General features: G+C 52.8%; 14 protein-coding genes and 1 pseudogene. 11 read left to right on the top strand and 4 right to left on the bottom strand.

Annotated elements, in window-relative coordinates; all coding sequences use genetic code 11:
* Positions 1-127 precede the first annotated feature (127 nt).
* Genes hisG through NTE_RS14505 form a run of 4 tightly spaced genes read left to right on the top strand, consistent with a single transcriptional unit; the run spans position 128 to position 4,496 of the window.
* Positions 128-1,105, top strand: coding sequence for an ATP phosphoribosyltransferase (gene hisG / locus NTE_RS14490; RefSeq protein ID WP_148701660.1), 978 nt, complete (start codon positions 128-130; stop codon positions 1,103-1,105).
* A gap of 1 nt (position 1,106) precedes the next feature.
* Positions 1,107-2,420: a histidinol dehydrogenase gene (gene hisD, locus NTE_RS14495; protein WP_148701661.1), complete on the top strand. Its 1,314-nt coding sequence runs from the start codon at positions 1,107-1,109 to the stop codon at positions 2,418-2,420.
* Positions 2,417-3,535 carry a histidinol-phosphate transaminase gene (hisC, locus tag NTE_RS14500; RefSeq protein WP_148701662.1) on the top strand — a complete coding sequence of 373 codons (1,119 nt, stop codon included), beginning with the start codon at positions 2,417-2,419 and terminating at the stop codon, positions 3,533-3,535. The genes hisD and hisC overlap by 4 nt, the downstream gene beginning before the upstream one ends.
* A 1-nt stretch (position 3,536) precedes the next feature.
* Complete coding sequence (locus tag NTE_RS14505) at positions 3,537-4,496, top strand: HAD family hydrolase (RefSeq protein WP_148701663.1); 960 nt, start codon at positions 3,537-3,539, stop codon at positions 4,494-4,496.
* Here NTE_RS14505 and NTE_RS14510 read toward each other — a convergent pair.
* A pseudogene (locus tag NTE_RS14510) lies at positions 4,467-5,381 on the bottom strand (RNA-guided endonuclease InsQ/TnpB family protein); the annotation flags it as partial. The gene NTE_RS14505 and the pseudogene NTE_RS14510 sit on opposite strands and share 30 nt — an antisense overlap.
* Positions 5,382-6,132: 751 nt before the next feature.
* On the opposite strand from NTE_RS14510, the gene NTE_RS14515 reads away from it, so the two are divergent.
* From NTE_RS14515 to NTE_RS14540, 6 genes are all read left to right on the top strand, one after another.
* Positions 6,133-6,396, top strand: a complete 264-nt coding sequence (locus NTE_RS14515) for a hypothetical protein (RefSeq protein ID WP_148701665.1) — start codon at positions 6,133-6,135, stop codon at positions 6,394-6,396.
* Positions 6,397-6,541: 145 nt separating this feature from the next.
* The gene (locus NTE_RS14520) at positions 6,542-7,141 is read left to right on the top strand and encodes an imidazoleglycerol-phosphate dehydratase (RefSeq protein WP_148701666.1); all 600 of its coding nucleotides are present in this window, start codon (positions 6,542-6,544) and stop codon (positions 7,139-7,141) included.
* Positions 7,142-7,148: 7 nt separating this feature from the next.
* The gene (gene hisH / locus NTE_RS14525; protein ID WP_148701667.1) at positions 7,149-7,802 is read left to right on the top strand and encodes an imidazole glycerol phosphate synthase subunit HisH; all 654 of its coding nucleotides are present in this window, start codon (positions 7,149-7,151) and stop codon (positions 7,800-7,802) included.
* Positions 7,799-8,509: a 1-(5-phosphoribosyl)-5-[(5-phosphoribosylamino)methylideneamino]imidazole-4-carboxamide isomerase gene (hisA, locus tag NTE_RS14530; protein ID WP_148701668.1), complete on the top strand. Its 711-nt coding sequence runs from the start codon at positions 7,799-7,801 to the stop codon at positions 8,507-8,509. Before hisH ends, hisA begins: the two co-directional genes overlap by 4 nt.
* Positions 8,506-9,321 carry an imidazole glycerol phosphate synthase subunit HisF gene (hisF, locus tag NTE_RS14535; RefSeq protein WP_148701669.1) on the top strand — a complete coding sequence of 272 codons (816 nt, stop codon included), beginning with the start codon at positions 8,506-8,508 and terminating at the stop codon, positions 9,319-9,321. The genes hisA and hisF overlap by 4 nt, the downstream gene beginning before the upstream one ends.
* Positions 9,318-9,662, top strand: a complete 345-nt coding sequence (locus NTE_RS14540) for a hypothetical protein (protein ID WP_148701670.1) — start codon at positions 9,318-9,320, stop codon at positions 9,660-9,662. The genes hisF and NTE_RS14540 overlap by 4 nt, the downstream gene beginning before the upstream one ends.
* Here the strand turns inward: NTE_RS14540 and NTE_RS14545 are convergent, their stop codons facing one another.
* The 3 genes from NTE_RS14545 to NTE_RS14555 form a co-directional block, all read right to left on the bottom strand.
* Complete coding sequence (locus tag NTE_RS14545) at positions 9,663-9,944, bottom strand: acylphosphatase (RefSeq protein WP_226987046.1); 282 nt, start codon at positions 9,942-9,944, stop codon at positions 9,663-9,665.
* Between the two features lie 58 nt (positions 9,945-10,002).
* Complete coding sequence (locus NTE_RS14550) at positions 10,003-11,268, bottom strand: diaminopimelate decarboxylase family protein (protein WP_158385629.1); 1,266 nt, start codon at positions 11,266-11,268, stop codon at positions 10,003-10,005.
* A gap of 320 nt (positions 11,269-11,588) precedes the next feature.
* Positions 11,589-13,757, bottom strand: a complete 2,169-nt coding sequence (locus NTE_RS14555) for a CDC48 family AAA ATPase (protein ID WP_075055334.1) — start codon at positions 13,755-13,757, stop codon at positions 11,589-11,591.
* Positions 13,758-13,915: 158 nt separating this feature from the next.
* Here NTE_RS14555 and NTE_RS14560 point away from each other — a divergent pair, with 158 nt between their 5' ends.
* Positions 13,916-14,521: an exosome complex RNA-binding protein Csl4 gene (locus tag NTE_RS14560; protein ID WP_148701673.1), complete on the top strand. Its 606-nt coding sequence runs from the start codon at positions 13,916-13,918 to the stop codon at positions 14,519-14,521.
* Positions 14,522-14,527: the final 6 nt, after the last annotated feature.

The raw sequence follows: 14,527 nt of genomic DNA on the forward strand, positions 1-14,527 counted from the left end.
AGACAAGCAAATCTGGCTAGTTATCGCAAATTTTTCACGATAATTGACAGCGTTTGTGAGACCCAGCCACCTTCCATACAAGATATAATATATATGCGGTAGCGCGAATTGTGCACCTGCACATATCATGCCTACTGTGAAATTTGCGGTCCCAAAAGGTAGCATAGAGGAAGTCACCTTCAAGCTTCTCGAGCAGGCTTACCAGAGCATAAGCGGCAGGGGCCGCACGTACAGGGTGAGGCTGAGCGACCCGGAGATAGAGGCCAAGATCCTGAGGCCGCAAGAGATCCCCACCTACGTCCAGGAGGGCTTTTACGACGTGGGCATAACCGGCAAGGACTGGATAAAGGAGGCCAACGCAGACGTTGAAGTGCTCCTTGACCTGGAGATAGGCAGGGTCAAGCAGGTGATAGCGGTCCCAAGCAGCTTTCCGTACGGGAGCCTTGACGAGATGGTGTCTGACTTTGCCAAAAAGGGCAAGACGCTGCGCTTTTCATCAGAGTACCTGACGACTACGGCGGCGTACATCAAGGCTACAAAAGCGTACAAAAAGGCGTACGGCGACGCAGACCCCATGATAATAACGCCGTGGCTGCGCGTGGGCGACAACAAAAAGGTCGAGATATTCCTTTCGTTTGGCGCGACGGAGGCCAAGCCGCCAGAGGACGTTGACGCGATTTTCGACATCACAGAAACAGGGACCACGCTTGTGCAGAACAACCTAAAGATAATCGACACCGTGGCAACGTCGACTGCGGTGCTTGTCGCCAACAAAAAGGCGCTAAAGGACGAGAAAAAGCGCGAAAAGATTGCCGACATGGTGGTGCTGCTAAAGGGCGTCGTCGAAGGCAGGAAAAAGCTGCACATCTTTGTCAACGTCAAGAAGGAGAACCTTGACAAGCTGCTAAAATCGCTGCCGGCGCTAAAAAAGCCGACCATAAGCCCGCTATCCGAGGACGGCTGGTTTGGCGTCAACACCGTCATCGACAAGGAAGAGTTCATCAGGGTCGTCCCCAAGATGAGAAAGCTGGCGCAGGGTCTGGTGGTCCTTGAGCCAAGGCAGATACTGTCCCTTGAAGAGGTAAACCTGGACGGATATTCGTAGCATGAAGATTGTAAACGTCGTCGCCGAGCCGGCAGCAGAAGCAGCGGCCAAGCTGCGCAAGTCGACCAACAAGATTTCTGACGCTCTGATGGCGCAGGCTCGTACAATAATGGACGACGTTTTGGCGCACGGCGATCCTGCGGTGATTGATTACACTGCCAAGTTTGACGGCGTCAGGCTCGATTCGCTAAAGGTTTCAGAGGAAGAGATCAAGGGTGCATATGACAAAGTGACAAAGGAGCAGGTCAAGGCGCTGAAACTGATGAAATCGCGCCTTGAAAAGAGCGAGATTGCAGTGCTTGGGAGGCTCAAAAAAAATATCAAGGTCAGGTCAGAAGGCGTTTTGATAGACAGGGTGGTGCAGCCGGTGGCAAGCGTTGGCTGCTACGTGCCGGGCGGAAAGGCAAGATACCCAAGCACGCTTGTGATGTGCGCCGTGCCGGCCAAGGTGGCGGGGGTAAAGCGGATTGTCGCAATATCGCCTCCGACAAAGGATGATGGCTCTATCGACCCGCTGACCATCGTGGCGGCAGACATTTGCGGCGTAAATGAAATCTATAAAGCTGGAGGCGCGCAGGGAATAGCCGCGCTTGCGTACGGCACGCAGACGATAAAGCCTGTGAGCAAAATAGTCGGCCCGGGAGGCATGTTCGTCACTGCGGCCAAGATAGCCGCTTCAAGCATCGTGTCGACCGACATGGTGGCCGGCCCGACAGAGCTTTTGGTGTACGCCGACCAGTCCGCGGACCCCAGGCTGGTGGCAGTAGACCTCATCTCGCAGGCGGAGCACAGCCCCGACACGGTGTGCGGCCTCGTGACGACTTCGGAAAAGCTGGCCGCGCAGGTGCAGGAGCAGGTGGACGCGATTTCATCTGGTATTGCCAGGTCAGACATTGTGAAAAAGAGCCTATCAGAAAACGGCTTTGTTGCAATCTGCAAGGACGAAAAGGCGTGCGCCGAGTTTGCAAACGAGTTTGCGCCAGAGCACCTGGAGATAATAAGCAAAAAGAAGGCAGACGCGTTTGCAGACAAGATCGAGTCTGCAGGGCTCATCCTCATCGGCCCTGACGCGCCGTCGTCCGCAAGCGACTATTGCCTTGGGTCAAACCACGTGTTGCCCACGCTCGGCTTTGGCAAGTCAAGGGCGTCGCTTTCCGTTCTCGACTATGTCAAGCTGGTAAACAGGGTAAAGGTGACAAAGGCAGGGCTTGCAAAAATCGACGGCGCGGTAAGAGCGATTGCAACAGCAGAAGGGTTGCCAAACCACTACGAGGCAGTGAAGGCAAGGAGAAAGAGGAACAAGAAAGAAAAATGACTGCAGCAAAAACAGTTGAAAAAGAGCTAAAGAGGATAGCGAAACTTGACCGCTACGTCCGTCCTGAAAAGATAACCGGCGCGATAAAGCTTGACTCTAACGAGAATTTTGCGCTGGACGCCAAGTTTGTCTTGCAGATAGTGACAGAGGCTGCGCGGCGCGTCGACCTTCGAGAATACCCGATAGACGAGCTTGACGGCCTCTATGCGCAGCTTGCGAAATATACGGGGATCAACGAAAAATACATCGGGGCAGGAAGCGGCTCTGACCAGATAATCGAGCTCTTGCTGACTACGCTTGCGAGCAACAACAACAAAAAGGGCAAGAAGGGCAGCAGTGGCAGGGCAGCCGTCTTTGTCCCGACGTTTTCTTATTTCATCAACAGGTGCGAGCTGCACGGAATGGCCGTAGACAAGGTGCCCCTTGAAAAGAATTTCGAGCTGGACATTGACAGGTTTGCCAAGAGCGCAAAAAAGGCAGGTTTGGTCTACCTCTGCTCGCCAAACAACCCGACGGGCGGCCAAATACCAAAAAAGGACGCGGTGGAACTTTTGGACAGGCTTGACTACGATAATGCCCTTGTGCTCGTTGACGAGGCGTACTCTGACTTTGCCAGCTACTCGCTTGCAAAAGAAGCCACCAAGCGCGACAACGTGATAGTGCTTCGCACGCTGTCAAAGGCATTTGGGCTTGCAGGTGCCCGCGTCGGCTACATGATAGCAGGGGAAAAGACCGCAGGCTTGTTCCGCTCGACCATACAGTCGCCGTACCCTGTCAGCACGCTTTCGCTCACTATAGCCACGGGCGTCCTTGAAAGGGCAGACTTTGTGAAAAAAACCATCGAAGACGTCAAGGGCGAGCGCAGGCGCGTCTTTGAAAGCCTTGATGAAATAAAGGGCATCAAGGCTTTCAGGTCGGACGCAAACTTTCTCTTTGTAGAGACAGGCAAGAAAAAGAGGTATTCTGCGATTGCAAAGGCACTTGAAAAGGAAGGAATAGTGGTCAAGATGCTTGGCAACGTCTCCGGGCACACTGGCTGCATGCGCGTCACGATTGGCACGCAGGAAATGAACGACAGGTTCCTAAAGTGCGTACGAGAAGGGGCAGCCAGCTGAGATGCCAGGGTTTGATTGCGCGCTGTTTGACGTAGACGGCGTGCTTGTCGACATACGCAAGTCGTACAACGAGGCGATAAAAAAGACAGTCGATTTCGTGCTTGTGCAGTCCGGGATAAAGAAGATGCGCGGCCTTGTCACTGACTCGCTGATACTAAAGTTCAGGCAGAGCGGAGGGTTCAACAACGACACGGACACCAGCTATGCTATTGCACTTGCCGTACTTGCAAGCAGGCAGCAGCAGAAAACTGTGACAGAAGCCCGCAAGTTCCTTTTAAGAGTAGCAGAAAACGCCGACGAGACTGGAATAGGGTCCGTCGAAAGGTTCCTCTCTGCGTATGACATTTCGAAGGTCAAGGAAATGCTTGCATACCCAGCGCCTGTCAAGGACAGCTACATCGGCAGGGTGTTTGACGAGCTGTTTTACGGTCCTGTGCTTTTCAAAAAACAGAACGGCCTTGTACCGAAATACTGCAGGGATGCAAGACCGCTCATTGACAACGACAGGCTCGCCGTGAGCAAAAAGACAATGAAGACTTTGCACGAAAAGTTTGACGGCAACCTTGCAATAGTGTCTGGAAGGAGCAGGCTTGCCGCAGAATATTCGCTCAAGCCGGTGATGCAGTATTTTGACATCGACGCCTGCGTGTTTTTAGAAGACGAAAAGAGAGAGTACGCCAAGCCAAACCCCTATGCTGCAAAAAAGGCCATGAAGGCGATGGGCGCAAAAAACGCCGTGTACTCTGGCGACTCGGCAGAAGACATGCTTATGGCCCGCAGGGCGCAGGAGGAAACCGGCCTGCCCATAGCGTTTGTCGGGATCTATGGCTACAGCCCCGAGCCGGCCAAGACGCTTGCGCTTTTCAGAGAGAGGGGCGCAGAAGCTGTGGCAAAAAGCGTCGACCTCCTGCCGAAGATATTATATGAACAGCTATCTCGCAAGCGCGATAGCTTCTCCTGACATCATCGCACTCAGGCTGTGCATGGCAGAAGTTCTGGGCATGTTCACGGATACCCCTAGCTTGGACATGTAGCCCAAGCCCCGTTTGGCAATGTTGAAGGCAGCATTTCTGTCAGCATTTTCTTCTGTGTGGCAATGTTCGCATTTGAACAAGCCTTGTGTCAGCCTAACTCCCTTGTTGCGGCATTCTGTGCATGTTTGGCTGGTCCACGCTTTGCTCACTTCTATCACCTTGATTCCTTCAAGAGCCGCTTTGTACTTGATGTACTGTGTCAGTCTGGAATAGGGAAAGCTATTCAACAACCTAGCTCCTCTTTTTCGGCGTTGTTGTATTCTATTTCTGCGCAGGTGCTTGAGATTGCCTATGACAATTGCCGCATCTGTGGCTATTGCTTGGTCCACTATTTCCCTGCTGATCTTGTGTAGCATGTCGTTTGTTGTTCTGCTTTCACGTTCTCCGATCTTTTTGATCGTGTCTATTGCCTTTGCCTTTCCTAGGTTCTTTCGTAACCAGAAGTAGTGGCCTCTGACACGGTTCAGTTGCTTTCCGTAAAAAATGGTCTTTCCACTTGCTAGCTCCACAGAAGTAGCAATGTGCTTTATTCCCATGTCTATGCCTATTACATTCTGGTACTCTGATTTTTCAGGAACATCTTGTTCGACAACCAAGTACAAGAACCAATTACTGCCTTGTTTGTACAGCCTTGATTCGCATATTTTGGCGTTCATAGGCAGGGGCTCGTACGGCTTTATCCCAACCCATACACCACCTCTGACTGTTTTGACTGGTATCCTTGCCCAATATTCTGATACAGTGTTTGGATTTTTCTCTACCTTCAAGAGGTCGCTGCGTACCGAGATAGGATATTGTCGTTTCTTGATCTTCTTGTAGAACCTGTCTGCCTGTTGTTTGTTGGCTGAGTATAGTCCTAGGTCTTCTCTTGTCTATAGGTAATGTTGGAGGTTGTCGCATTCCTGACTTAATGCCGCTAGTGCGTCTTGTTCTAGACTAGTCAATAGATGTTGTTTGGTTTTTGTAAGCCCAACTATCTTGCAGCGGTAACACTTTGTAACTAACGGCAGTATGAGCAGATTATCCTTGTTGCATATAAGAAGAGGCGCCCCTTGCAGGGAGGGAGTATACTGAGATCTGCAGTACGTAAGGGTTTCATGTTGCACTGCTGCTCAATTCTACTGATATAGAACAAAAGAAATCTTATACCAAAACAAAAATGAATAATGACGAAATCAGATACAAGATCCTTCTCGTACTTTACAATAAATTCTATAATGGGCAAGCCCGTAGACACATAGTTACTGATAATGCCATCAATGAGGCAGGATTGCTGAACACAGATACAAGGATCTATCCTAACATTGACTACTTAATGAAAAACGGTTACCTGAGGGAATTCGTGCTGTTGGTGTTCCCTACCCAATTAATATCACGATAGAAGCCTCTGGAATTGATTATGTAGAAAATCATAATCAGCCACTTGCAATATATCATAATGAAATCAGATTTAGGATCCTCGCTTTTCTATATGATTTTCATTTTACCGGAGGTTTTAGTAAGCGGATTATTATAAATGACGAATTCACAAAGGATCTGCAACTGAATAATATTAATGATGATGTGATTCATGGTGAGCTGATATATTTAGAAAGAGCAGGTCTGATTGAAGGATTTTATGCTGTTGGAAGAGCATGGCCAACGAACATCAAGATTTCTTCCTATGGTATTGACACAGTGGAAGGAATTATCAATCAGAGTTTAGGAGAAATAGCCGCTAGTTCAGAGGAGAGTATTAAACAAAAGACAGAAGAGATAATTAACGAGTCAGATCAGCAAACAAAAATTCAAAAGTTTCGCGATTTTGTCGGTAGGAATGCAGGATGAATTGAGCTTGTTGCAAATGTTGCGAAATCATGGATTACAGGTAGTTGAAGAACACGGGAAGACACCCAAGAACGATCAGTTTTATTATATTAATTCAAGTTTTTCGCCACTTTTAAATAAAGTAAAGCCAGCCTAAACTCTGTAGTTGGCTCCTTCTCCCCCTGCGAGAAAGGCTAGAGTCGAGCGCGTCACAAAAGAGACAGCAGTCACCGTAGAGGTCAACGTCGACGGCACGGGCAACACCAAGGTCAAGACGGGCTTGCCGTTCATCGACCACCTCATAACCTCGATAGGCAAGCACTCGATGATAGACATCGCCCTTGCCGGCAAGTCAAACGACGACATTGTGCACCACCTTGCAGAGGACGTTGCAATCGCCCTTGCGCAGACCATAGACAAGGCGCTGGGCGACAGGGCAAGGATAGTGAGGTTTGGGACGGCGATGGTGCCGATGGACGAGGCACTTGCCTATGTTGCAATCGACCTTGTCAAGCGCCAGTACCACAAGATGGACATCAAACTGGAGCGCTCAAGCATTGAAGGCATCCCAAGGGAAGACCTTGAGCACTTTTGCAGGTCGCTATTGCAGGGCCTCAACGCGTGCACCCACATGATAGTAGAGTACGGCGACAACGACCACCACAAGGTCGAAGCTGCACTAAAGGCGTTTGCGCTTGCTCTTCGGGCGGCGGCAAGCATCGACGGCAGGAGAAAGGGAGTGCCAAGCACCAAGGGCGCGATGTGAAGAAACAATGGCAAGGATAGCAATATTTGATTACGGCGCCGGAAACCTGTTCAGCCTGAAATCCGCGCTGGAAAGAAACGGCGCCGAAAAAGTGGACATCATCTACGACATGAGCGATCTGGACAGGTACGACGGCCTTGTGCTCCCCGGCGTGGGCAACTTTGACCCCGCGATAGAGTCTATCGAAAAGGGCGCCAAGCGCCTCGACTCTGCCATCGAGAAGGGCAAGCCTGTGATGGGGATATGCCTTGGGATGGAGATGCTGTTTAACAGGAGCGAAGAGGGCAGGCTGGAAGGACTGAAAATCCTGGACGGCGAGGTGGTGATGCTCCCAAAGGGCAAGGTAAAGGTGCCCCACATGGGATGGAACAACCTGAAGATAACGGCAAGGGGCAAGAACAGCAGCAGGTTCCTCAAGGGCATAGAGAACGACTCGTGGGTGTATTTCGTCCACTCGTACAAGACGGTGCCGGCAGACAAAAAGCTGGTCGTGGCGTCGTCTGACTATGGCACCACGGTCCCGGCGGTGGTGGAAAAGGGCAACCTAGTAGGCGTCCAGTTCCATCCGGAAAAGTCCGGCGACGTGGGCGCCAAGATGATCAAGAACTTTCTTTTAATGTGCGAACAAGCCAAGGCGGCTGAGGACAAGAAAAGCAAATGAAGGTAATCCCGGCTATAGACATCATGGGCGGAACGGTGGTGAGGCTCGTCAAGGGCGACGCCCAGAACAAGGTCGTATACGGAAGCGACCCGGCAGAGATGGCCATAAAGTGGGAGGCCGCCGGCGCCGACATGCTCCACGTGGTAGACCTTGACGCGGCGTTTGGCACCGGGAGCAACGCAGAGGCGATAGCCAAGGTCGTGTCGGCCGTAAAGACTCCGGTGCAGGTAGCAGGGGGCATCAGGACGCCAGAAGCGGCAAGGGAGGCGCTTGAAAAAAAAGCCGCGCGAGTTGTTATTGGCACGATGGCCTACAGCGACCCTGAGGCAGTGAGAAAGCTTGCAAAGAGACACCCCGGCAGGGTGGTGGTTTCAATAGACCAGGCCGGCGGAATGGTCATGGTAAAGGGATGGAAAGAATCTGCCGGCGTCAAGGTGAATGACGCGATATCGCAGTTTGTCGCAATAGGCATAGAGGACTTTTTGCTCACAAGCATCGAGCGCGACGGGACGCTTGCAGGCCCGGACATTGAAACGCTTGCAAGCGCGGTGGCGTTCAGCGAAAAGGCAAGGATAATCGCAAGCGGAGGCATCTCCAGCCTTGAGGACACGATAAGGGCAAAGAGCGTCGGGTGCGCCGCGGTGATACTTGGCAAGGCGATGTACGACGGCAGGGTTTCAATAGAGAGGGTGAAGGCAATAGCGTGACGCTTGCAAAGCGCATAATCCCGTGCCTTGACGTGGACAACGGCCGCGTGGTCAAGGGCGTGCACTTTGCAGACGTCAAGGACGCCGGCGACCCCGTTGAGCTGGCAAAAAAGTACAGCGAGCAGGGCGCCGACGAGCTGGTGTTCCTCGACATCACGGCGTCGCAGCAGGGGCGCGACACTATGAAAAACGTGGTGCGCAAGGTGGCGATGGTCATCGACATCCCGTTCACGGTTGGAGGGGGCATCAAGAAACTGGAGGATGCACGCGGGATTTTGCTTTCAGGAGCCGACAAGGTGTCGATAAACACGGCGGCGGTAAAAGGCCCGGAGCTGATAACGCAGCTGATGGAGATTTTCGGCAAGCAGTGCGTGGTAGTCGCAATAGACGCCAAGCGACGTTATTGCGAAGGTGTAGAATGCAAAGGCAAGCACACGTTCCGGGATAAAAAGGGCAGGCGCTACTGGTTTGAGGTGATGATATACGGAGGCAAAGAGGGCACGGGCCTTGACGCAATAGCGTGGGCGCGCGAGGTCGAGAAAAGGGGCGCCGGCGAAATCCTCTTGACAAGCATCGACGCCGACGGCACGGAAAACGGCTATGACATCGAGCTTACAAGGGCGATCTGCAAGGCGTCTACCATACCGGTCATTGCGTCCGGCGGCTGCGGGAGCCCGCGCCACATGCGCGAGGTGTTTGAAAAAGCCGACGTAGACGCGGCGCTTGCGGCGTCCATATTCCACTATGAAAAGAGCACTGTCGACAAGGTCAAGAAATACCTGAAGAGGAGCGGGGTCAGGACGAGGATATGAATCTCGGGTTCCTGCCTTCATCTTCTGGCGGCGGTGGACGCTCATTTGAGGCGCACCTTGCAGGCCTGCAAGAGCCGGCAAAAAGCATCATGGCAGACCTGCGCAGGTTTGCGCTGTCGCTTGGCGCAAGCGTGATCGAGGAAGTGAGGCCGCACAGGGTGGTGTACGCCAAGACGCTGACGTTTCGCACTTTTCTTGACATCGAGCCGGCAGTAGACCACCTTGTAATAGAGGTTAGGACAAGCCGCCAGTCGCCACCTACGCGCATTGTCGTTAAAATGCAAGAAGAAGCCGAGCAGGCGAAAAGGGCGATAGCAGAAGCGTACGAAAAGATCCGCTAGCTAGCCCGTTACTTCAAAGCTTGCAAACTCGCCGGTGTAGCCTTCGTGTTTTACTTCAATGTTGTCGACCCTTGCTGATGACGGCCCGTGGCGGCACCAGTCGACCACCTTTCTCACGGCCGCGTCGTCACCCTCGATGACAGCCTCCACCCGGCCGTCAGGCAGGTTTCGCACCCACCCAGTGACGCCATGCTCTTTTGCAGTCAGCTGCGTGTTCTGCCGGAAATAGACGCCCTGAACCTTGCCGGTCACAAAAACATGAGCTCGCGTTTTTTTCAACACAAGAGAAAAAAAAGTATCTAAAATATGATGGTTGCCCCGCCATGTGGCAGGGAAGTTTTTACGCTATGTCGCCGCCTTCCTCGACAAAGAGCTGCTCGTACGTCGTGCCCTTTCTGACCAGCCTGTACTTGCCGTCGCTGTCCTTCATCACGACTGGAGGCTTGGTCTGGCAGTGGAACGGCATGTTGAACACGACCGAGTAGGCACCCACGTTGTAGAACGAGACATAGTTGCCCACCTCTGCGCCCGACATGTCTGATGCCTTTGAGAGCGGAAAGACGTCGTACGTGTCGCACAGCCTTCCTGCAAGGTGCGTGTTCTTTGGTGTCGCAAGGGCCGTTGTCCTGTCCTGGCTGTCCACTACAGGAATCACTTCCTGCGGGTATTCCTGCTTCAACAACGCCGCGTCAAGGAGTATGTGGTAGCCTGCGTCGACTATCACTATCTTGTGCTCGTTGTACTCCTTGGTGTTCACTATCCTTGATACCAGGATTGACGACTCGGCAACCAGAAAGCGGCCCGACTCTATCATCAGCGTGAATATGCCGTGTGTTTCTGCAAGCTGGTTGAGCCGGGCAAGGTGGTTCTGAGCCATCTCTGCCGGCGTTGGCACAGGGTCGTTGTAGAACACTGGCGTTCCTCCGCCGATGTCAAAGGTGTTTACCTGAAAGTTCGGGTACTCTTTTTTCATCTTGGTCATAAAGGCGTCCATCTTGTCCAGCGCGTGGGTGTAGCAGGAAAAGTCGGTGATCTGCGATCCTAGGTGGAAGTGGAAGCCCTCGAACTTTAACAGGTCGCTTCCCATCAGGTACTTGACCATCTTTGTCGCGCTGTCGATTGTGCCGCCGTTGAACGGGACTCCGAACTTGCCGTTCTTGTACGAGGCGCGCACCTTGGCGTCAGTCGCGACTTCTGGGTTGACCCTTATCATGGTCAGCGGGCGCACGCCCACCTGGCCCGCCGCAAGCGCGAGGTTCATCATGCCCTTGTGCGAGCTGACTACTATTCTGCGCACGCCGCTCTTTAGCACTTCGACGTACTCTTCAGGCTCCTCCGTTACGCTGGTGTAGATGACGTTCTCAGGGTCGGCATTGCATTGCTTGATAAAGTGTAGCTCGCCAAGCGACGTGAGGTCAAAAGTGAGCCCGTCCTTCATGAAGGCGCGCACTATGGCCGGAGAAAAGTTGGCCTTGATCGAATACGCTACTTTTACCGGGCCCTTGAACTTGGAGTATGCTCTCTGGAGCTCGCGGGCTTTTGCGTGCAGCGTGTCCTCGTCTACAAGGTAGAGAGGAGTGCCGTACTGCGCTACAAGGCTCTTCACGTCTAGGGGCGTTGCAAAACGGTTCAGCAGTGCAGAGGTTTGCTTCGGTACAAGTTGGACTTGGGTATTTTCTGCCAATTCTTGTTGATTCTGTCTTTATCAATAAACCATTACTTTAAAAACATTACCCCGAAATTTTGCGGACAAATTCGCGCCGGCGCGCCGGAAAAATTTTTGGAGAAAATTTTTTGCGTAGAGCAAGCGTGGCTGGCATCGCGGAAATATTTTTTGCCGTACGAAAAAATATTTTCTTTGATAAAAAACAAAAAAGGGAAAAAGAAGAAAAAGAAGAAAAGGAAAAAGCTTGGGCGTGCGCCGCACTAACGATAGTACGGCACTGTGACCTTTTCGCCCGGCTTGCCTTCGCGCTGTGTCTTTATTTTCTTGATGGCGTCTTCAAAGTGGCGCATCATCACGTGCGCTTCTGCAGCGTGCTTGGCAGCTTCTTCCGGCGTCGGATACTTTGCAAGGTACTCGTGCAGCACGAGCGACACCGCAGTGTTGACCACCGAGCTGGTGTCTGCTCCGCTAAAGCCGTCTGTCAGCTCGGCAACCTTGCCAAGGTCCACGTCTGGGCCTATAGGCTTTTTCTTGGCGTGTATTTCCAGTATCTTGAGCCTTGTCGGCTTGTCTGGCATCGGCACGAACACTATTTTGTCAAACCTTCCGGGGCGAAGCAGCGCAGGATCGATGATGTCTGCCCTGTTTGTAGCCGCAATGACAACGACGCCGGAAAGCGCCTGGATGCCGTCAAGCTCTGTCAGCAACTGTGATACTACGCGCTCTGTGACCATGCTGTCGCCTCCCATTCCCCTCGTCGGGGCGATAGAGTCTATCTCGTCAAAGAACACGACGCACGGCGCAGCCTGCCTTGCGCGCCTGAATATCTCTCTGATGCCACGCTCTGACTCGCCGACCCACTTGCTCAGCAGTTCCGGACCGCGGACGCTGATAAAGTTGGCCTCAGACTCTGTTGCCACTGCCTTTGCAAGCATGGTCTTGCCCGTGCCGGAAGGACCGTGCATCAGTATGCCCTTTGGCATGGTGTGTCCAAGCTTTGTGTACAGGTCGGGGTAGCGCAGCGGCCATTCCACGGCTTCCTGGAGCTCGCGCTTGACCTCGTCGAGCCCGCCGATTGCGGTCCACGGGATGTCAGGCGATTCCAGGTAGACCTCTCTCATGGCAGACGGCATTACCTCCTTGACGGCGTTTTCAAAGTCTGACATGGTCACGATGAGCTTGTTGAGCACATCCGGCGACAGCTTTTCGTCCTCAAGGTTCAGTTCAGGTAGCAGCCTGCGGAGGCACTTCATCGCGGCCTCCTTGCAGAGGTATTCTAGGTCTGCGCCGACAAAGCCGTGCGTGATGCCGGCAATCTTGTCCTGGTCCACGTCGGTTTCAAGCGGCATGTTGCGGGTGTGTATCTGGAGTATCTCTAGCCTTCCGCGCTTGTCTGGGACCTTGATCTCGATTTCCCTGTCGAACCTGCCGGGTCTCCTGAGCGCCGGGTCGATTGCGTTTGGCCTGTTTGTCGCGGCAATTACGATCACCTTGCCTCTTGCCTCAAGGCCATCCATCAGCGACAAGAGCTGAGACACGACGCGCCTTTCGACCTCGCCTGTCACCTCTTCCCTCTTTGGCGCAATCGAGTCTATTTCGTCGATGAATATGATTGACGGGGCCTTTTCCTTTGCCTCCTTGAATATCTCTCGCAGTCTAGCCTCGGACTCGCCGTAGAACTTGCTCATGATCTCCGGGCCTGAGATGGAGATGAAATGCGCGTTGCTTTCGTTTGCCACCGCCTTGGCAAGCAATGTCTTGCCTGTTCCTGGTGGACCATAGAGCAGCACGCCCTTTGGAGCTTCGATGCCCAGTTTCTCGAATATCTCGGGGTGCCTGAGCGGGAGCTCTATCATCTCGCGGACTTTTTGTATCTCTTCCTTCAGGCCGCCGATGTCCTCGTACGTGACCTGCGGGACGCCCCTCATGGTCTCGCCTTTCTCGGCGATGTGGAATATCGTCTTTTGAGTTACAAGCACTGCGTCAGCGGCCGGCGTCACGCCAATTACCTGGAAGGTCAGTCTGCCACCAAAGTACGGCACCATCACGTTGTCGCCCTTGATGAGAGGCACGCTTTCAAGCGCGTCTGCAAGGTAGCGCTCGTCTATTGGCGGGATTGCCTCCAATGGAGCAACGATGACTTTCTCGGCAGGGACCGCCTTTATCTTCTTGACTGTCACGGTGTCACCAATGGCAATGCCGGCGTTGTTTCTCACAAGTCCGTCGACGCGGATTATCCCCTTGCCTTCGTCAGACGGGTAAAGCGGTAAGCATTTGGCAACCGTCCTGCGCTTGCCCCTTATCTCAATAACGTCGCCAGTTGATGCACCCAGAGAGTCCATCGAGTCGTAGTCGATCCTGGCTACTCCCCTGCCTACGTCCCGGGTATACGCTTCAAGAACCTTTAAAGATAGAGTATTCTGGCTCACACTAACACCTTGACGATACTGCTCTTTATACCTTTATTATCCTTCGCCCACCGCTCTCTGTAAGAAACACACAATCTTTCAGGGAGAGATTGTAAAAATTTTGCATATTTTCCACCCATAAACAGTTATAACTTGCCGCACGTAAAAGCTGCACCGAATTGAGCAAGGAAAATAATAACAAAGTAATGATAATGCTGCCAGGCGAGCAGGTTGCCTCCATAGAAGAGTTTGAGGGAGGCAAGAACACTTACCTGACGCAGGACGGCACGATAAGGTCGGCCGCAATAGGCACCAAGGCAATGGACCTGAAAAGGCGAGTGATAAAGATAGAGCCCAAAAATGCGCCAATGCTTCCCAAGATAGGCGACATACTGGTAGGCTATGTAGAGATGATATTTGCCAGCATGATATCGGTAAAGGTGCTGTACATAAACGGAGTAGAGTCCACGTCAGGGTTCTCGGCGATTGCCTCCATGAGGGTAGGCGGTGGCGGCCGCGACAGGCGGGAAAGGCCGATCTTTCGCACAGGCGACATCATAAGAGGCAGGGTGATGAGCCTGCTCAACTCTACAGTGCACATGACCATTGCGGAAAGAGAGTTTGGCGTGCTCTACACCACCTGCTTTATGTGCGGAGGCGACACGGTCAAGGTAAACGACACGGTCAAGTGCATCGAATGCGGAGCATGGGAGCCCCGCAAGCTGACAAACGACTATGGCAAAGAGACGCTTCGCCAGATATTCAGGGCGGGCGGCAGCAGGTAGTAGAAT

The sequence above is a fragment of the Candidatus Nitrososphaera evergladensis SR1 genome, from assembly GCF_000730285.1.
Taxonomy (GTDB): domain Archaea; phylum Thermoproteota; class Nitrososphaeria; order Nitrososphaerales; family Nitrososphaeraceae; genus Nitrososphaera; species Nitrososphaera evergladensis.

Coding starts and splice junctions, on each gene's coding strand:
- NTE_RS14540 (WP_148701670.1), top strand. CDS start 9,318: ATGAATCTCGGGTTCCTGCCTTCATCTTCTGGCGGCGGTGGACGCTCA.
- hisH (WP_148701667.1), top strand. CDS start 7,149: ATGGCAAGGATAGCAATATTTGATTACGGCGCCGGAAACCTGTTCAGC.
- hisA (WP_148701668.1), top strand. CDS start 7,799: ATGAAGGTAATCCCGGCTATAGACATCATGGGCGGAACGGTGGTGAGG.
- hisC (WP_148701662.1), top strand. CDS start 2,417: ATGACTGCAGCAAAAACAGTTGAAAAAGAGCTAAAGAGGATAGCGAAA.
- hisG (WP_148701660.1), top strand. CDS start 128: ATGCCTACTGTGAAATTTGCGGTCCCAAAAGGTAGCATAGAGGAAGTC.
- NTE_RS14505 (WP_148701663.1), top strand. CDS start 3,537: ATGCCAGGGTTTGATTGCGCGCTGTTTGACGTAGACGGCGTGCTTGTC.
- hisD (WP_148701661.1), top strand. CDS start 1,107: ATGAAGATTGTAAACGTCGTCGCCGAGCCGGCAGCAGAAGCAGCGGCC.